General features: G+C 66.2%; 17 protein-coding genes. 11 read left to right on the forward strand and 6 right to left on the reverse strand.

Going from position 1 to position 18208, the window contains the following annotated elements; all coding sequences use genetic code 11:
* Nucleotides 1-9 precede the first annotated feature (9 nt).
* Together FHS47_RS20020 and FHS47_RS11035 are read right to left on the reverse strand one after the other, a co-directional pair.
* Nucleotides 10-1095 (reverse strand): GGDEF domain-containing protein, encoded by a 1086-nt coding sequence (locus tag FHS47_RS20020; protein ID WP_167026984.1) that lies wholly within the window; start codon nucleotides 1093-1095, stop codon nucleotides 10-12.
* Nucleotides 1096-1332: 237 nt separating this feature from the next.
* Entirely contained in the window at nucleotides 1333-2292 is a 960-nt protein-coding gene (locus FHS47_RS11035) for a CorA family divalent cation transporter (protein ID WP_167026986.1), read from the reverse strand.
* Nucleotides 2293-2386: 94 nt separating this feature from the next.
* Between FHS47_RS11035 and FHS47_RS11040 the strand changes: the two genes are divergently transcribed.
* The 4 genes from FHS47_RS11040 to FHS47_RS11055 all read left to right on the forward strand — a co-directional run bounded on the left by FHS47_RS11040 (nucleotide 2387) and on the right by FHS47_RS11055 (nucleotide 9729).
* A complete protein-coding gene (locus FHS47_RS11040) occupies nucleotides 2387-2677 on the forward strand; it encodes a GNAT family N-acetyltransferase (RefSeq protein WP_167026989.1) in 291 nt (96 codons plus the stop codon).
* A gap of 76 nt (nucleotides 2678-2753) precedes the next feature.
* Nucleotides 2754-4808, forward strand: a complete 2055-nt coding sequence (locus FHS47_RS11045; RefSeq protein WP_167026992.1) for a S9 family peptidase — start codon at nucleotides 2754-2756, stop codon at nucleotides 4806-4808.
* A gap of 285 nt (nucleotides 4809-5093) precedes the next feature.
* A complete protein-coding gene (locus tag FHS47_RS11050) occupies nucleotides 5094-6641 on the forward strand; it encodes an EAL domain-containing protein (protein ID WP_167026995.1) in 1548 nt (515 codons plus the stop codon).
* Entirely contained in the window at nucleotides 6631-9729 is a 3099-nt protein-coding gene (locus tag FHS47_RS11055; protein ID WP_167026998.1) for a ligand-binding sensor domain-containing diguanylate cyclase, read from the forward strand. Before FHS47_RS11050 ends, FHS47_RS11055 begins: the two co-directional genes overlap by 11 nt.
* Before the next feature lie 22 nt (nucleotides 9730-9751).
* On the opposite strand, the gene FHS47_RS11060 is transcribed toward FHS47_RS11055, so the two are convergent.
* Nucleotides 9752-10687 carry a LysR family transcriptional regulator gene (locus tag FHS47_RS11060; RefSeq protein WP_167027001.1) on the reverse strand — a complete coding sequence of 312 codons (936 nt, stop codon included), beginning with the start codon at nucleotides 10685-10687 and terminating at the stop codon, nucleotides 9752-9754.
* 98 nt (nucleotides 10688-10785) lie between these two features.
* Here FHS47_RS11060 and FHS47_RS11065 point away from each other — a divergent pair, with 98 nt between their 5' ends.
* Together FHS47_RS11065 and FHS47_RS11070 are read left to right on the forward strand one after the other, a co-directional pair.
* The gene (locus FHS47_RS11065) at nucleotides 10786-11112 is read left to right on the forward strand and encodes a nuclear transport factor 2 family protein (protein ID WP_167027004.1); all 327 of its coding nucleotides are present in this window, start codon (nucleotides 10786-10788) and stop codon (nucleotides 11110-11112) included.
* On the forward strand, nucleotides 11112-11894 hold the full coding sequence (locus tag FHS47_RS11070; protein ID WP_167027007.1) for an SDR family oxidoreductase: 783 nt from the start codon (nucleotides 11112-11114) through the stop codon (nucleotides 11892-11894). Before FHS47_RS11065 ends, FHS47_RS11070 begins: the two co-directional genes overlap by 1 nt.
* A 70-nt stretch (nucleotides 11895-11964) precedes the next feature.
* Here the strand turns inward: FHS47_RS11070 and FHS47_RS11075 are convergent, their stop codons facing one another.
* Nucleotides 11965-12447 (reverse strand): YajQ family cyclic di-GMP-binding protein, encoded by a 483-nt coding sequence (locus FHS47_RS11075; RefSeq protein WP_167027010.1) that lies wholly within the window; start codon nucleotides 12445-12447, stop codon nucleotides 11965-11967.
* 160 nt (nucleotides 12448-12607) lie between these two features.
* Between FHS47_RS11075 and FHS47_RS11080 the strand changes: the two genes are divergently transcribed.
* The 4 genes from FHS47_RS11080 (at nucleotide 12608) to FHS47_RS11095 (ending at nucleotide 15980) form a co-directional block, all read left to right on the forward strand.
* Entirely contained in the window at nucleotides 12608-13783 is a 1176-nt protein-coding gene (locus tag FHS47_RS11080; protein WP_167027014.1) for an NAD(P)/FAD-dependent oxidoreductase, read from the forward strand.
* Nucleotides 13784-13808: 25 nt separating this feature from the next.
* Nucleotides 13809-14687: an NAD(P)-dependent oxidoreductase gene (locus tag FHS47_RS11085; protein ID WP_247741439.1), complete on the forward strand. Its 879-nt coding sequence runs from the start codon at nucleotides 13809-13811 to the stop codon at nucleotides 14685-14687.
* A gap of 90 nt (nucleotides 14688-14777) precedes the next feature.
* Nucleotides 14778-15059 (forward strand): hypothetical protein, encoded by a 282-nt coding sequence (locus FHS47_RS11090; RefSeq protein ID WP_167027020.1) that lies wholly within the window; start codon nucleotides 14778-14780, stop codon nucleotides 15057-15059.
* 63 nt (nucleotides 15060-15122) lie between these two features.
* Complete coding sequence (locus tag FHS47_RS11095; RefSeq protein WP_167027023.1) at nucleotides 15123-15980, forward strand: nitrate reductase; 858 nt, start codon at nucleotides 15123-15125, stop codon at nucleotides 15978-15980.
* 119 nt (nucleotides 15981-16099) lie between these two features.
* On the opposite strand, the gene FHS47_RS11100 is transcribed toward FHS47_RS11095, so the two are convergent.
* Nucleotides 16100-16555: a YaiI/YqxD family protein gene (locus tag FHS47_RS11100; protein WP_167027026.1), complete on the reverse strand. Its 456-nt coding sequence runs from the start codon at nucleotides 16553-16555 to the stop codon at nucleotides 16100-16102.
* 1 nt (nucleotide 16556) lies between these two features.
* Nucleotides 16557-17432 (reverse strand): PhzF family phenazine biosynthesis protein, encoded by an 876-nt coding sequence (locus FHS47_RS11105; RefSeq protein WP_167027029.1) that lies wholly within the window; start codon nucleotides 17430-17432, stop codon nucleotides 16557-16559.
* A 125-nt stretch (nucleotides 17433-17557) separates the two neighbouring features.
* Here FHS47_RS11105 and FHS47_RS11110 point away from each other — a divergent pair, with 125 nt between their 5' ends.
* Nucleotides 17558-18163 carry a rhomboid family intramembrane serine protease gene (locus FHS47_RS11110; protein ID WP_167027032.1) on the forward strand — a complete coding sequence of 202 codons (606 nt, stop codon included), beginning with the start codon at nucleotides 17558-17560 and terminating at the stop codon, nucleotides 18161-18163.
* Nucleotides 18164-18208: the final 45 nt, after the last annotated feature.

Below are 18208 nucleotides of genomic sequence, written 5' to 3' on the forward strand. Positions count from 1 at the left end.
CGCCGAACCTCAAAAGAGGTCGATGCTTCCCAGCGCCACGGACGACGCCAGTTCGCCACGGGCCTTCAGCGACTCGTAACCGTGAACGCTGTCGCGGCCGTTCTGCTTGGCGAAATACAGGGCCTTGTCCGCGCGATCGAGCACGATTTCCGGGTAATCGTTCTCGGTGATCCGCGCGAAGCCGATGCTCACTGTGACGTGCCCCACCTGGGGATACGCATGGCCGGCCACGAAGCGCCGGAAGCGGTCGAGAACCGATTGCGCCGCGTCCTCGTCCCGGGCTTCGATAAGCATCACGAATTCCTCGCCGCCGAAACGGAAGAGCACATCGCCTTGCCGGAAGCTCGCGCGCATCTGCTGGGCGAGCATGAGGATCACCTCGTCGCCGTAGACGTGCCCGTAGGTGTCGTTGATGCGCTTGAAATGATCGATGTCGAGGATCGCGAGGAAAAGTTGGGCGGCGTGGTCCAGGGACTGACGCTGCTCCTTGCCTTCCGGCGACGCGGCTCGTGCCCGCTGGCGCTGGAGCTTCAGCAGCCGCTGCAGGCGTTGCTCGAAGCTGCGACGGTTGTAGAGGCCGGTGAGCTTGTCGCGTTCGCTCTCGTTGAGCAGGGCGCTGTAGTTGCCGTAGATGCGGGCGAAGCCCTCCACCATCGAGCGCACTTCGTAGAGCGAATCCGGGGCTTCCAGCATGAGGGCGCCGATAGCCGCTTGCTCGCGCAGGATGGGAATGACCAGGCGGCTGTTGCCGTTCTCGGTGACGTCGCTGATGGCCTCCAACGTTTCCATGGCGCACACCATCGTGTCGATGGGATCGCCTTCGCGGTCGGGTTCTATCGCTTCGACCACGAGGCCGCCTTCGGCATTGCGCGAGCACACGACGATCGATTCGACCGGGTGCTGAGGGGTCTCGCCCCGCTTGCACAGCGTGACGCTGGTGACGGGGACCAGTTCCGCGAGCGAGAGCACAACGCTGTGGTCCAGGGCGTCGATGTCCCGGTGGTGCGTGAACTCCGCCACCGAGTCGAGCAAACGGGACTCCGGCAGCGCGCCAAGGAGGGCGTGCCACGGGGCTTTCACGGCGGCGGGCTTCACGCCGCCGACCCGTCGCAATATGGGCTACTGAATCGCACCGACCACTTCCTCCCCCGAGTGGGGCGCACCACGGCGGTCGCCCCTGCGTGTCTGTCCGGCGATCCGGCGAGGACCCACAAAGGGCGTGTCGGCCGGAAAGCCGGTAACTTTAGGGCGAAAGCGGCAAGATGTAAAAAAACGTGAATCAGCTCACATTTGTGGACTTCACAAAAGTGAAGGCATGGGCTAGGGATCCTTTTAGTCTCCCTCCAGCCAGCCACGCCATTTGAAGAACAGTACCGGCAGCAGGATGCTGAACGCGATGGCCGCGATTGCCATGGGGTAGCCGTACGTCCAGTCGAGTTCCGGCATCCGCTTGAAGTTCATGCCCCAAACGCCCGCGAGGATCACAGGCGGGATGGTGGCCACCGAGGTGACCGTCAGCACCTTCATCACGTGGTTCTGATCGGTGCTGATGAAGCCGAGGCTGGCATCGAGCAGGAACTGCAGCTTGTTGGTGAGCTGGTCGTCGAACTCGTCGAGCGTGCGCAGGTCGTGGTCCACCACGCGCAGCCGCAGCTCCACGTCGTCGGACATCCATTCCGGTTTCTTCGCGCGAACGAACGATACGATGCGCTGCACGCCGAGCATGGACGAGCGGTTGCGGGCCTGTTCGCCCTCGAGCCGGCCCACCTCCAGCATGCAGTTGCGCAGGGCCGGGGTGCCGAGCCGGACGGGGGTGAAGATGCGATCCGACAGTTTTTTCAGGTCGGCGGAAACGTCTTCCATGCGTTTGGCCGCGAGATTCACGATGGCCTCGATCAGCGTGGCGAGCGCGTCGGCGCTGGATTCCCACCGGTGCGACTCGCAACTCTGGCTGGCGAGATCGAAGGCAGGCGAGGGTTCGAAGCGAAGCGTCATGAGCACCTGGTGAGTAACCACGATCCCCACGGGGGCCGCGTGGTTGGTGCCGGTATCGGCGAAATAGGGGATCGACAGGTACATCGCATCGTCGTCCGTGCGAATGCGGCTGGACAGCGCGAGGCTGACGATGTCGCCACGTTCCGGCACGCGCAGTCCGGTGATTTCCGCCGCGCAGCGGCGTTCGTCTTCGCTGGGATCGAGCAGGTCGATCCAGATGGGGGCGGCCGGCCTGCCCATGCCCTTGGTCCACTGGACGGGTTGGCCCTGGTGGCCGTGTTCGTGAATGGTCAGCACGTGGGCTCGTTCTCGGCGTGAATGCGCGGGCAGTTTACGCTTCCGCCCTGTATGGAAAACGCGCATGCTTCCGGGGTCCCGACGGAGGCTCCCCATGAGCGATAAAGCCACACCCCTCGAAATCATCCACGACAGCAAGGCGCAGGCATTCTCCACGGTGGTCGATGGCTACCGTTGCGAGGTGGATTACACCCTCCAGGGCGACGTCATGACCATCACCCACACGGGCGTGCCGGACCCCGTCGGTGGACGTGGTATTGCGAACCTGCTCACCCGGTTTGCGGTGCAGGTGGCCGAGGCAAACAAGTGGAAGATCCGCCCGGCATGTTCTTACGCGGCCACGTGGTTCAAGAGGAATCCGGAGTACGCGCACCTGCTGGCGTAATCCTCGAAGCGGCGCCGTGCACGGGTCTTCATGGTCGTGTTAGGTTTCACGCTTCGCACACAGACCAGGGTCACCCATGCGTACGAAGTGGATCGCCGCCGCCGCCGCGCTCGCCTGCGTGGGCGCCGCCCATGCCGGCACGTCCCCCGCCAAGTCAACCGAAGATCCGCGGATAGCGAACATCCTCGAAGCCTTGGGCAAGGTGCGGTCCGTCGGTTCGGTGTCCATCTCGCCGGACGCGAAGCACCTGGCCTGGACGGTGAAGACGGACGGCAAGCAGGTGCTGCAGGTGGCCGACGTCGACGGCGGCAGCCCGCGCCGGGTCACGGCGACGAAAGGTTGCAGCGAAACGGAGGCCATCTGGGCTCCTGATTCGCGCCACCTGGCCTTTCTCTCCGATTGCGCGGGCAAGGCGCCTGGCGTGGAGGAGGGCAAGCAGAACGACATCAACGTGGTGGACGTGACGGCCAAGGCCGCAGCGAAGCGCATCACCCACCTCAAGGGCTACGTGCAGGGCCTGGAATGGCGCCCCGACGGGAAGGCCATCGGCTTCCTGTATGTACCGAACGCCACGCGGCGCGCCAGCGCCACGGCGGCCGCCAAGCCGCAGCTGGGCGAGATCGGCGTCGAAGGCAACGAGGTGCAGCAGGTCGCCACGGTGGATATCGCCGGCGGTGCCGTGCGCACCTTGACCCCGGACGAGCTGCACGTCTACGAGTTTTCCTTCTCGCCCAACGGCGACCGCATCGCTTACGTGGCCGCCCCGCCTCCCGGCGACAACAACTGGTGGGTGGCCAGGCTCTACGCGCAGCCGGCCACCGCGGGCGCGAAGGCGGTGGCCCTCGTCGACACCGTGAAGCTCTCCGGCCCACTAAAGGACCTGCAACTGGCCGTGCCGCGCTTCTCGCCGGACGGCACCCGCATCGCCTTCATCGGCGGGCTCATGAGCGACCAGGGATCCACCGGTGGCGATATCTGGACGGTGGCCGCCAACGGCGGCGGCGAGCCTGTCGACGTCACGCCGGGCATCCACACCACGCCGGCCTGGCTTGCCTGGACGGGCGCCGACCGCCTCCTGGTGGCCGAACACGCCGCCGGCATGAGCCGCGTCTCCAGCTACACCCTCTCGGACGCCGGTTCGAAGGCCGCGACGCTGTTCGAGACCCCGATGACCATCGGCGACGGCCGCCTCTCTCTGTCGCTCTCGCTGAGCGCCGATGCCGGCAAGGCCGCCTTTGCCGCCAGCTCGTTCGACAAGGCGCCGGAGGTGCAGGTCGCCACACTGGACGGTGGCTCCATGCCCAAGACGGTCACCTCGTTCAACGCGGGGCTGAAACCGTCCTGGGGCAAGGCCGAATCCATCACCTGGACGAACGAGGGCCATGACGTCCAGGGCTGGCTGCTGTACCCGGCGAATTACGATCCGGCGAAGCGCTACGGCATGATCGTGTCGATCCACGGCGGCCCCGCCGCCATGGTTTCGCCGCGCTGGCCGGGGGTGGGTTATGGCGGCGCGGCCTTTTCGGCGCTGGGGTATTTCGTCTTCATGCCCAACCCGCGCGGCAGCTTCGGGCAGGGCGAGGCCTTCGTGCAGGCCAACCGGAAGGATTTCGGCTATGGCGACATGCGCGACGTGCTTGCCGGCGTCGACGTCATCGAAAAGAACCACCCGGTGGACGACAAGCGCCTGGGCCTTACCGGCTGGAGCTATGGCGGGTTCATGACGATGTTCGGCGTCACCCAGACCGGCCGCTTCCGCGCGGCGGTGGCAGGCGCCGGCATCTCGAACTGGCAGAGCTACTACGGCCAGAACCTCATCGACCAGTGGATGAAGCCGTTCTTCGGCGCGTCGGTCTACGACAACCCGGCGGTCTACGCGAAAAGCTCGGCCATCAACTTCATCAAGCAGGTGAAGACGCCTACCCTCATCGTCGTGGGCGAGCGCGACGCCGAATGCCCCGCGCCGCAGTCGTTCGAGTTCTGGCACGCCCTGCGCGCCCAGGGCGTACCGACGTCCCTGGTGGTCTACCCGGGCGAAGGCCATGGGTTCGCGCGCGAGGCCAGTCGTCGTGACGTGCTGGCACGGGCCCTTTCCTGGTTCGATCGTTATCTCTCGGGGAAGGGCGATTGACCGACCGTCCATCGGGCTTTCCCGAGCGGCGGATTGCGTTTTTTCGCCGAGCCAGCATCATGCGCCAAGGGCCGGTCGTCTCACTCCGCGGAAAGACGCCGGGACGATTCGTGGCGAGGGGCTAAAGTCGGGGGCGGTTGTGGCCGATAATCCGAGGGACAAGTGGCATCGCGCCCGATCCTTCCCCGGGATGCGCGGCGTCCTTGGACATTTCGTTGAAACCGCGGGCCGGCTGCCGTCCATGCCGGCTGGCGACGTGTCCCGGAATCCGGGCCGGAGCTTGGTGTGCTGACACATCGTAGCGTCGAGATCGGCATCCACCTCGCCGAATCGAAGTGCGCGCACTGGTCCGTTTTCGGTCCGGGCGAGGTACCCGGCTGTGCCGCTTTCAGCACCGTGGGGGCCGGACTCGGCTGGATGCTGGCGCTCGTGGTGGTCTGCGGCCTGGCCGCCACGGTTATCGCCTGGCTGCTCGGCCAGCGCAGGCGCCTCCATGCGAAACTGGAAGACCCTCGCGAGCAGGCCAGTCGGGCCCTGGCCTTCCATGCCTACCACGACACGCTCACCGGGTTGCCGAACCGCGCATACCTCATGCGGGAGCTGGAAAAGGCATTGGCGGCGCAGAACGTGGCGCTGGCGGTGATGTTCATCGATCTGGACGGCTTCAAGTCCATCAACGACACCCTCGGCCATGAAGCGGGGGATACCTTCCTGCGCGCCGTGGCCTCGTCGCTGCGCAGCAGCGTGCGCGAGCGCGACACGGTGTCCCGGTTCGGCGGCGACGAGTTCGTGGTGGTCGTGCAGGCTTACGGCGGCATGGAAAACCTGGTTCGTGTCTGCCGCAAGGTGCTGGACCTCGTTTCCAAGCCCGTGAACGTGTCGGGCCAGTTCGTGGCCGTCAGCCCGAGCATCGGCGTGGCCGTGGCGCCGCAGGATGGCATGGTGGCCGAGACGCTGCTGCGCAACGCCGATGCCGCGATGTACGCGGTGAAGGAAACCGGCAAGGCCGACTTCCGCTTCTACGAAGAAGGCATGCTCGAGCAGGCGCGCGAACGCCTGGCTCTCACGGTGGAACTGCGGGAGGCCCTGCAGGCCGGGGAACTCACCGTGGAATATCAGCCCAAGCGCAACCTGCGCGACGGCACGCTGGCTGGGGTGGAAGCGCTTGCCCGCTGGCCGCATCCCATCCGGGGCGACGTGCCGCCTGGCGTGTTCGTGGAAATCGCAGAACGCTCGGGCCTCATCCACGCGTTGGGCGAATACGTTCTGCGTGCCGTGCTCAACCAGTTGCAAGCCTGGGATGCTGCGGGCACCGTAGTGGACTACGTGGCCATCAACCTGTCCATGCACGAGCTCAGCCGCCCGGCCTTCGTCGACACGCTGCACCGCGCGGTGCGTTCGTATGGGGTGGATCCCATCCGCATCCGCTTCGAACTCACCGAATCCACGGCCATGCGCCAGCCCGAAGAGACCATGCGCCAGCTCGTGAAATTGCGCTCGCACGGTTTCGACCTGCTGATCGACGATTTCGGTGCCGGGTACTGGAACCTGAGCCACCTGCGCGAACTGCCGGTGGGCACGATCAAGATCGACCAGTCGTTCGTACGCGGCAGCAGTTCCAACCTGGCCGATCGCGAGATCACCGAGGCCATCGTCGGCCTCGCCAAGAAACTGAACATGCGCACGATCGCCGAAGGCGTCGAGACCGAGGCGCAGGCGGAGTGGCTGCGCGACCTCGGCTGCGACATCGGTCAGGGATACTTTTTCGCCCGACCCATGAGCGCCGACGCCTTCGCGCGGTACCTCGACCCGACAATGGCTTATGCGAGCTGACCGCCAGCCGCGGCCCGCTCGTCTCCCGCGTTTCCGAGCACCCCTGTTCGCCCTCGCAAGCTGGCTTTGCTGCCTGCTGCTGTCCCTGGCGGCGAACGCGCAGCCGGCGCCGCCGGCGGCGGTCGATCCCTGGGCGGTATACGAGTCGGTATGGTTCGATACCGTCAGCGTCGCCGACGGGCTTCCCCATTCGACCACCACGGCGATCGTGCAGGACACCCGTGGCCTGATCTGGATCGGCACCTTCGGTGGCCTGGTGCGTTACGACGGCTATCGCATGCAGGTGTTCGGCCAGGAGCCCGACTCCTACGCCGGGGCCGTGCTGCCCGATTCCTACGTGCGCGCCCTCGCGCCCCTGGAGGACGGCGGGCTGCTCATCGGTACCAACGCCGGCGGTCTGGTGCGTTTCGATCCTTCCACGATGCGCTTCCACGTCTACCCGATCGGCCCCGGCGGTACATCGGACGGCAAGATCTTCGCCATCGCCCCCGCGCGCGAGCACGGCGTGTACTGGATCGCTACCGAAGGCGGCGTCGATCGCCTCGACCTCGCCAGCGGGAAGATCACTCACGTGGCGCCCGTCGCAGGCGACGCGAAGGACATGAAGACGCGCACCTTCGTAGTGGCCGAGGACAAGGCGGGCAGGCTCTGGGCCGGGGCCGACAACGGCCTCTTCGTCCGTCGTCCGGGCAGTCACTTCACGCGGGTGCAATCCAGCGACCCCGAGGTGGACGAGATCCTTCACGACCAGGTGTGGGCCCTGCTGGAAGACAGCCGTGGCCGGCTCTGGATCGGTACGGGGCAATCGGGTGCGATCTATATCGGCCCGAAGGGGCAGGGGCACCTCGTTCCCGGTTTCTCCGGCAAGAACGGCATGGCCCGTCGACGCACCGTGCGCGCCTTCCACGAGACGCCGCAGGGCGTGCTCTGGGCGGCCACCGATGGCGCGGGCGTGGTCACATACGACTTCGGCAGCGGACGGCTGCGATCGCTGGCCCACGACGCGGCCATGCCTTCGTCGCTGCCCGGCGACATCACGCGCGACATCTTCCAGGACACCGCGGGGAACATCTGGGTGGCCACCGAACTGGGGGCCGCGCACTACGATCCGCACGGGCGCAAGGTGTTCTCGGTACTGCCGTCGCCGCTGGAGACGCACACGCTGTCGAACGCCAACGTGCATGGCATCTTCGTCGATCCTCGCGGCCGCGTGTGGCTCGGCCTGGGCATGGGCAGGATCGACGTGCTCGATCTGGCCAAGGGCAGCATGCGGCATCTTCAACTCGGCGGCGAACAGGCGGAACGCGACGTGCAGGCCTTCGTGGTCGCTCCCGACGGTTCGATATGGGCCGGGGCGCAGGGCATTTCTCGGATCGATCCGGATACGTTCGCGCTCGAGAGTTCCGTGATCCCGAGCCTCGATGGCCGGTTGATCCTGTCCATGCAGCGCGACGGCGACGACATCCTCATCGGTGGGTACGACGGCCTGTTCCGTTACGACACGGTGCGCCGCACGCTCACCCAGATGCGCCACGACGAGGCCGACCCGCACAGCCTCGTGGGCGATCAGGTCCGCTACATCGTGCGCATGCCGGGGGCCTGGTGGTTCGCCACGATCAGCGGCATTAGCATCGCCTACGACGGCGAACCGGGTTTCGTGAACCTTCGGCACGATCCCGCCGATCCCACGAGCCTGCCCCAGGATTACACGGGCTCCATGGCGTTCGACTCGCGCGGCCGCCTCTGGCTGGGCACGTTCGGCGGCATCGCCTACCTCGACGAATTCAAGCCGCGCGGTCCGTTCCATTTCGGGCTGGTGGGTGCGCGCGAAGGGCTTTCGAACACGAAGATCAACGCATTGCTCGTCGATCACGACGACCGCGTATGGGCCTCCATGGCGAACGGCGTGGCCATGGTGGACACCGCGACCCACCGCGTGGCCAACCTCGGCATTCGCGACGGGCTGCGCATCCCGAGCTACATCCATCGTGCCGCGGCCGAGGCGCCGGGCGGCGAGCTGATGTTCGGCGGACTGGGCGGGCTCACGGTGGTCCGCCCTTACTGGGTGGCGCCTGTGGCGGCCCCTCCGCGGCTCGCCGTGACCCAGGTCTCGGTGAACGAGCGGATCCTGCCGCTACGCGAGATTCCTGGCGACGGCGGCGAGGTCTCCCTGGGCGCCGGAGCCAGGAACCTCCGGGTGGATTTCGCGCTGCTCGATTTTCGCGCGCCGATGGAAACCCACTACGCGTACCGCATGGACGGTACGGACGCGGGGTGGAACGAAGTGCAACGGGGCATTCCGCCGAGCGCGATCTACACGAACCTGCCCAGCGGCACCTATACGCTGCGGTTGCGCGCCACCATGCGTGGACTCGACGCCCGTACCGTCGAGACTTCGATTCGCGTCGTGGTCACGCCGCGCTGGTACGAGAGCCCGTGGACCCTGCTGGCGGGTATCGCGCTCGGCGTGGCGCTGTTCTTCGGGCTGGTATACCTGCGCACGCTGTACCTGCGCCGTCGTGCGGAGTTGTTGCAGGTGCAGGTCGATGCGCGCACACGCGACCTCAAGGCCGCGAACGAGCGGCTCGACCACCTCGCGGGTACCGACGAACTTACCGGCTCGCTCAACCGCCGACGCTTCCTCGAGCAGGCCGAACGCGTGCGCCAGGGCGCCGCGGCCGACGGCATCCCGTTCAGCGTCGTGCTCATCGACATCGACGACTTCAAGGTGGTAAACGACACCTACGGACACCTGGCGGGCGACACCGTGATCCGCGAGACGATGCGGGTCATCTCCTCCATGTGTCGCGCGGACGACCTCGCCGGCCGCTTCGGCGGGGAGGAGTTCATCCTCTGCCTGCCGGGCGCGCTGGCAGAGCACGCGCTGGACATGACCGAACGTGTGCGCCATGCGCTGGGGGCGATGGTGATCGTGCACGGCGACTACCGCATCCGCATCACCGTGAGCGCGGGCGTAGCCATGTGGCGGGCTCCCGAATCGCTGAATTCGCTCCTCGGCCGCGCGGACGACGCGCTGTACGAGGCGAAGAACGCGGGCCGCAACCGCAGCCGCATCGCAGCGCTGTAGGAACGCGCTGCCATCGAGTGGATCAGCAAGACGTGCCTGACTTTGAAGGCGCTTCACTACCCACGTCTCGATCAAGCAGGCAGTCGATAAACGCACGCAGCGCCGGCAGCATGTAGCGCCGGCTCGAGTAGTAGAGGAAGAGGCCGGGTACCGTCGGCGACCAATCGGCAAGGACGCGCCTGAGGCGACCGTCCCGCAGTGCTTCCGCGATATCGCCGTCGTTATAGGCATACAGGATCCCGAGTCCCTGCAGGGCGGCTGGCACGATGATGTCCTGATGGTTCGAGATCACCTTTCCCTCGCCGAAGAACTCGATCGCCTTGTCCTTTTTCTTGAATGGCCAGCCCGCGACCTTGCCGCTGCCGGGGAAGCGCCAGTTGATGCAGTCATGGCGGCTCAGATCCGCTGGCGTTCTGGGCTCGCCACGCCGGGCAAGGTAGTCGGGAGACGCTACAGCGAGCAGTTCGAAGTCCGGCGTCAGCCGGACCGCCACCATGTCGTTCTGCAGCCGGCCGCCCACGCGTATGCCCGCATCGAATCCTTCTCTTGCGATGTCGCTCAGGCCGTCGTCGATGACGATGTCGAGTACGACATCGGGGTTGGCCTGTGCGAAACGCCCCAGTCGCGGTGCGAGCACGCGCTTCGCCGCCATGCTCAGCGTATTGATGCGCAAGGTGCCTGCCGCACGTGCACTCGTGCCCACGGCCTGCGCCACGGCTTCGTCCATGTCGCGAAGCATGGGGGCCATGCGCTCATGCAGCCGCCGTCCGGGCTCGGTCGGCGAGACGCTGCGGGTGGTGCGATTCAACAGGCGGACGCCGAGCCGGGCTTCCAACTGGCGGATGATCTGGCTGAGGGCGGACCGCGACAGCCCCAGGTGATCGGCAGCACGGGCGAAGCTGGCCCGGTCGACAACGGCCACGAAGGCCTTGAGTTCCGCAAATTCGGAGCCGCGCATTGTGCACTGATTCCTACATAGCCTGATCAGATAGTAGGTGATTCTCTAACCCAAGGGAACGGATCAATCTAGCTCCGCACACCAACCGGAGCATTGCAATGAAAGATCTGGACCTGCCCGAGCCGATCTCGGCGTACTTCGACGCCGATCGCCACGATGGCCACGCGGTCGCCCGCTGCTTCACCAAGAATGGTTTCGTCCTCGACGAGGGCAAGACGCATTCCGGTGCGGCCGCGATCGAAGCCTGGAAGAACGAGGCGACTGCCAAGTACGCCTATACCGCCAAGCCCCACACGCTGGAAGTCCAAGGGGATCGGTACATCGTCACCAGTCAGGTGTCGGGAAACTTCCCGGGCAGCCCGCTGGACCTGCGCTACTCCTTCGTTCTGGAACGCGGCAAGATCGCCTCACTGGAGATGGTGTGATGAGCTTCGATCTCCAACTGGCAGGAAAGCGCATCCTGGTCACGGGTGGCACGCGAGGCATCGGGGCGGCTGTGGTCGAACTGCTGTCCCAGCTTGATGCACGGGTCGTCGCGACGGCACGCTCGATGCCGAAGAAGCCTGTCGACGGCGTCCACTACGTGGCGGCCAACCTCGCGACGGCCGACGGCGTTCGCGAAGCCGTCGAGGCGGCGCGGGAACGGTTCGGTGGAGTCGACATTCTGATCAACGTGGTGGGCGGTTCTTCGGCACCCGCTGGCGGCTTTGCGAGGCTGGACGATGCGGAGTGGGCCAAGGCGCTCGACTTGAACCTGATGTCGGCCGTGCGGATGGATCGCGCCTTGCTTCCCGCGATGCTCGCGCAAGGATCCGGCGTGATCCTGCATGTGAGCTCGATCCAACGCTTGCTGCCGTTGCATGACTCCACGATCGCCTATGCCTCCGCGAAGGCGGCGTTGTCCACTTATAGCAAGGCGCTGTCCAAGGAAGTGACCTCCAAGGGCGTGCGCGTGGTCCGCGTCTCGCCGGGCTGGGTCGAGACGGAAGCGTCGGTCGATTTCCTCGGCGGCATCGCGGCCAATGCGGGCACGGACTACGAAGGTGCCAGGCAGATGGTCATGGATGCGCTGGGCGGGATTCCGTTGGGGCGTCCGGCCAAGCCGAGCGAAGTGGCCGATCTCATCGCATTCCTGGTCTCGCCCCGTGGGGCTTCCATCTCAGGGTCGGAGCACATCATCGACGGCGGAACGGTGCCAACGGCGTAACAAGGTTCGATGGGTCCAGGAGTGCATGTGCCCGATGGGACCGCCCACTGATCGTGGGCGGTCTCCGGGACTAATCCCTGAAGTTCTCGAACTGCAGCGGTACCTCGATGTCGGCCTTGCGCAGAAGGGCCATGGCGGTCTGGAGGTCGTCGCGCTTCTTGCCCGTGACGCGAACCTTTTCGCCGTTGATCTGGGCCTCCACCTTCAGCTTGGCCTCCTTGATTTTCGCGACGATCTTTTTCGCCACCGGCTGCTCGATGCCTTGCTTGATGGTGATCTTCTGCCGGGCCTCGGCGAGGTTGGTTTCCACCTTTCCTTCGTCCATTGCACGCACGTCGATCTGCCGGGCCGAGAGACGGCCGCGCAGGATGTCGAGCATCTGCTTAAGCTGGAACTCGTTGTCGGCCTTCTGCGTGATGACGTTGTCGTCGAGTTCGTACTTGGCCGAGGTACCGCGCAGGTCGAAGCGCGTGGAAACCTCGCGGTTTGCCTGGTCCACCGCGTTGGTGAGCTCGTGGGTGTCGACTTCGGAAACGATGTCGAAAGAGGGCATGGTCGTGTTCCTTTCGAGGGCAGGCTGACAAGTCTAGGGACTCTCCGGTGAATTATCACCGCCGCCACGTCCCGGCGAGTGCGCCCGGCAGATAAGGGCCGATAAGTCATCCGAGCGTCCCTGGCGGTATCATGGGCGTTTGCACGGTGAACACAGAGCAATGGAATACGACGTCCTGGTGATCGGGGCCGGTGCGGCGGGCCTGATGACGGCCATCGTCGCAGGCGGCCGCGGGCGTCGCGTGCTGGTGGTCGACCATGCCAACCGGGCCGGCAAGAAGATCCTGATGTCCGGCGGCGGCCGCTGCAACTTCACGAACACGGCCACCTCGCCCGCGAACTTCCTTTCGGCGAACCCGCATTTCTGCAAGTCCGCACTGGCTCGCTACACGCCGTGGGACTTCATCGCCATGGTGGACCGCCACCGCATCGCCTGGCATGAGAAAGCGCCGGGGCAGCTGTTCTGCGATGATTCGTCGAAACAGATCGTGCGCATGCTGCTGGACGAATGCGCCGCCGTCGGCGTGCGCGTGGAAACCGGTTGTGCGGTTTCGCGCCTCCGCGCGGCTGCCGGCGGCTTCGCCTGCGACACGCCGCTCGGGCATGTACGTGCCGCCTCCCTCGTGGTGGCCACGGGCGGGCTGTCGATTCCCAGCCTCGGCGCCACCGGGTTCGGCTATGAGGTTGCCACGCAGTTCGGTCATGCCGTGCTTCCGGTTCGCGCCGGGCTCGTGCCACTGACGTTGAGCGGAAAGCACCAGGAGCGCTTCGAAGGCCTGTCCGGGGTGGCCTTGCCGGTGGAGGCGCGAGCGAACGGCGCGGCCTTCCGCGACGCCATGCTGTTCACGCACCGCGGGCTGAGTGGCCCTGCGATCCTGCAGATCTCTTCCTATTGGGAACCGGGCACCGACCTGCGCATCGACCTGCTTCCCGGCCGCGACGCCGGGGAAGCCCTGCGCGAAGGCCGCGCCGAGCGTCCTGCCGCGGAACTCAAGACGGTGTTGTCCGGGCTCCTGCCGCGACGTCTCGCCGAGCGGCTGTGCGAGGTGTGGCTGCCGAACAAGCCGATGCGACAGTTCCGCGACGCGGAATTGAACGCCATGGGCGCACAGTTGGCGGACTGGCCGGTGGTGGCCAGCGGCACGGAGGGCTATCGAACCGCGGAGGTCACGCTTGGCGGCGTCGACACCGACGAGGTTTCTTCGTCCACCATGATGTCGCGGCGCCAGCCCGGCCTGTACTTCGTCGGCGAGGTGCTCGACGTCACCGGCCATCTCGGTGGCTACAACTTCCAATGGGCCTGGGCCTCCGGCCACGCCGCCGGCCTGGCCGTCTGACACGGAGCAAAGGATGAACAACAGCATGCGTATCGGCTTCATCGGTCTGGGCGCCATGGGCGCGGGCATGGCGGGCAACCTGCTCAAGGCGGGGCACGCGGTCACGGTCTGGAACCGTTCGCCGGCGGCGGCGGAAGCGTTGGCGAAGCAGGGTGCCACCGTCGCGAAGGACGCGCGCGCGGCGGGCGAGGGCGTGCAGGTACTGCACAGCATGCTCGCGAACGACGCCGCGGTGCGCGCAGCCATCCTCGACAGCGGCGTACTCGACGCCCTGCCCAAGGGAGCGGTGCACGTGAACCACGCCACGCTCTCCGTGGCGCTCGTGCGCGAACTGGTCGAAGCGCACGAGCGGCGAGGGCTGGGGTACGTGGCTGCGCCGGTCTTCGGACGCCCGGACGTGGCCGCCGCGGGTGGCCTCAACATCGTCGCCGCGGGCAAGGCGGAGGCCATGGCGAAGGTGTTGCCCTTGCTCGAGCCGCTGGCCGGAAAGGTATCGCCGATGGGCGACGACCCGGTCCGCGCGAACGTCGTCAAGATCGCCGGCAATTTCATGATCGGTGCCGCGATCGAGAGCATGGCCGAGGCCTCGGCGCTCACCCGGGCGCACGGCGTGCCCGCGAAGGACTTCCTGGAGGTGATGACGGGCTCGCTCTTCGCGGCTCCCGTATTCAAGACCTACGGCGGCCTGATCGCGGAGGGGAACTATTCCCCCGCCGGCTTCAAGATGAGCCTGGGCTTCAAGGACATTGGCCTCGCGCGTTCCGCGGCCGAGACGGAACACGTGCCCATGCCTTTCGCCAGCGTGTTGCACGACACGCTCCTGGAGGCCCTGGCGGCGGGGGAAGCCGACCTCGACTGGTCGGCCCTGGCCAAGGTGGCGGCGCGAAGGGCGCATATCGGGTAATCGCGAAACGCGGGCACGTCTTCACAATCGCTAGGCCCGCCGATCCGCGACAATCGCTCCGCACGCTGTGTGCTGCACGAGGGTGGAAACATGACGGCAAGCTGGAAAACGGTGTACGAAGGACAGCACGAGGGCCGCTCGGTCACGGTGCGGGAATCGGGCGACGGCACGTTCAAGGTGCTTACCCGGCAGAACGTCCACGACGAGGGCATCGCCTACCAGGACGGGAAAACCTTCGTCCACGTGTCGCCCAGCAGCGTGGGCGAGCAGGTCGAGAGCGAGGTGAATTCGCGCGAGTCCCTCAAGGAAGCGTTGACGGAACTGCACTTTTCGGCCGAGTCGGTCAACGCCATCTGTGACGGGCTGCACTGACGAAGCGCTCTGACTTTCTGCCATGATCGGGCCTCGTCAAATGCATACAGGCCCGCGCCGACCATGGCAGAAACGACCTCCCCGATGATCGAGCGCACGGTACCCCGGCTGCTGATGTGCGCACCCACGTTCTTCGAGGTCAGTTACGTCATCAATCCATGGATGACCGACCACGTCCATGACACCACCAGCGAGCGTGCCCGCAGGCAATGGGACGCGCTGCGCGACACGGTATCGCGCCATGCCGACGTGGCCCTCCAGCCGCCGGTGGAAGGTCTGCCGGACATGCCGTTCACCGCCAACGCGGGCCTGGTCTTCGGCAATACCTTCGTTCCGAGCCGCTTCCGTTACCCGGAGCGGCAGGGCGAAGAAGTGCACGACCGGGACTGGTTCGCGCGGCACGGATTCGACATCGTCGACCTTCCGGACACCGTGTTCTTCGAAGGCGCGGGCGATGCGCTGTTCGACCGCGGAGTGTCGCGGCGCCTGTGGATGGGACACGGCCATCGTTCCGACGCGGAGGCCGCCCCTGAATTGGCGCGGCTGCTCGACATCGAGGTGCTTCCGCTCAAGCTGTCCGATCCGCGCTTCTACCATCTGGACACGTGCTTCTGCCCGTTGGCGAACGGATACCTGCTCTACTTTCCCGGCGCGTTCGATCCACCGGCCCTGGCGCTCATCGAACGACATGTGCCGCCCGGACAGCGCATCGCGGTGCACGAGCACGACGCGCTGGATTTCGCCTGCAACGCCGTGAACCTTGGACGCGTCGTGATCCTCAATCGCGCCAGCGGCGAACTGCGCGAGCGGCTGGAAGGCGCGGGTTTCATGGTGGTGGAAGTGGCGCTGGACGAATTCATGAAGTCCGGCGGCGCGGCCAAATGCCTGACCTTGCGGCTGGACGAGATCGCCGGGGCGTAGCGATTCGCTGCCTGCTCCCTGTGTAGGAGCCGCTATAGCGGCGAGGGCAGCTCGCCTCACGGCTACACCGCTTCGAGGGCTTCTCGCCGCTATAGCGGCTCCTACAGAAGGAAAGGCTCCTACAAGGCCTTCTTTCGGCGGGCGAGCCACTTGTCGAGTTCATTCGCAAAGGCCTGGCGATCGCGCGGGTGCATGGCCGCGGGGCCGCCGGTGTCGACACCCGCGCCTCGCAGTTCCTCCATGAAGTTGCGCATCGACAGCCGCACGGCGATCGTGTCCTTCGTGAACATCTCGCCGCGGGGGTGCAGCGCCAGCGCGCCTTTTTCGATCGCGAACGACGCCAGGGGAATGTCCTGCGTGACCACCAGGTCGCCGGACTCGACGCGGCGCACGATCTCGTCATCCGCCACGTCGAATCCGCCGGGTACCTGGATGGAGCGGACGAAGCGCGAGGCCGGGGTGCGGATCCACTGGTTCGCCACCAGCGTCACCTCGACCTGCTCGCGCTCGGCCGCACGGAACAGGATGTCCTTGATGACGTTCGGGCAGGCGTCGGCGTCGACCCAGATTCGCATGTCAGAGGTCCTGCCAGTCCACGGAACCGTCGATGATGGTGTTCGTGCGCCCCCCCACCCAGACCGCGCCGCCGTCGATGCGGATGATGATGCGGGCGTCGTGGCCCACCTCGCGCCCCTGGCTCACGATGTAGCCCCCGGCCAGCGTGCCCGTGGTGTCGCGCTCCGCGATGTAGGCGGCGATGAGGCCGTTCGCGGCGCCGGACGCCGGGTCTTCTACGATGCCGACGCCCGCGGGAAAGGCGCGAACGGCCAGGCCTTCGGCCGAGCGGGCGAACACGCACAGCCCCAGCGTGTCGGTGGCGAGCGCGAGCGCGCGGATGGCGGCATGGTCCGGCCGCCATCCGCGCAGTTCGGCTTCGTCCGCGAATTCGGCGATCCACCAGCGACGGCCGCCCTCGACGCAGGCCGGAGCGAGCGCGCCCGGCTTCACGCCATAGAGCACGGCCGATAACGTTTCGCCCCCACAGGACGCATCGCCGACGATGCGTGCCTTCGGGGCCTGCACGAACAACTCGCGCGCCGTGCCGTCGCCTTCCACCCGGATGGGCAGCACGCCCGCCCCGCATTCCTGCCACACGATACCCGTGGCATCCGGCTGCACCAGCCCGGCATCGAGCGCGGCGTGGGCACTGCCGATGGTCGGATGTCCCGCGAACGGAATTTCCTTCGTCGGGGTGAAGATGCGGGCCAGGTAGCCGGCACCTGCGGCGCGCGCCGGCATGAGGAAGGTGGTTTCGACGAGGTTGGTCCAGTGCGCGAAGCGCTGCATGCGCGCATCGGACCATCCCGAGGCGTCGATGACCACGCCGAGGGGATTGCCCCCGCCGTGACGGGCCGCGAAGACGTCGAGCTGCTTGTATCGAATGAGGGGCATGGGTGGAACCGGGGGACGGGGAAGGCGACATGATAGCCGCGCATGCGGCCGCCGGCATTCGACAACGCTGTGCGATAACGCGAAGATGCGCCCTGGCTCGACGCGTAAGGACGCATTCTCAAGGCATGATCACGTTGCTCATCATCCTCGCGACCTGTGTGGTCTCGATCGTCGCATTCCGCAATCACCGCCTGATGGACGACCTTATCCTCTGGCCCCCGGCACTGAGCCGTAGCCGCGAGTACTACCGCCTGGTGACCTACGGGCTGGTCCACGCCGACGGCGGCCACCTCTTCTTCAACATGATCTCGCTCTATTTCGCCGGGCGGATCATGGAGGAGTTCTTCACGGCCACCATGGGGCCGCTGGGCTTCCTCACGTTCTACATCGGCGCGCTGGTGTTCTCGATCCTGCCCTCGTACCTGGCCAACCGACGCAATGCCGGGTATCGCAGCCTGGGCGCATCGGGCGCGGTGTCCGCCATCCTCTTCGCCTTCATCCTGCTGGCGCCCTGGGCCAAGATCTACCTGATCGTCATACCGATGCCGGCGATCCTGTATGCCGTGCTCTTCGTGGTCTATTCGGTGTACATGGACAAGCGCGGCGGCGATAACGTGAACCACAGCGCGCACCTGTGGGGCGCGCTTTATGGCGTGCTGTTCACCATCGCATTGCGTCCCGGGGTGCTGCTGAACTTCATCGCGTCGCTGTCACAGCCAAGGCTTTTCTGATGGCGAACTGAATTTTGCCGACAGATTTATGTGACTTCGGCTCCT

It is taken from the genome of Luteibacter sp. SG786 (genome assembly GCF_011759605.1).
Classification (GTDB): Bacteria; Pseudomonadota; Gammaproteobacteria; order Xanthomonadales; family Rhodanobacteraceae; genus Luteibacter.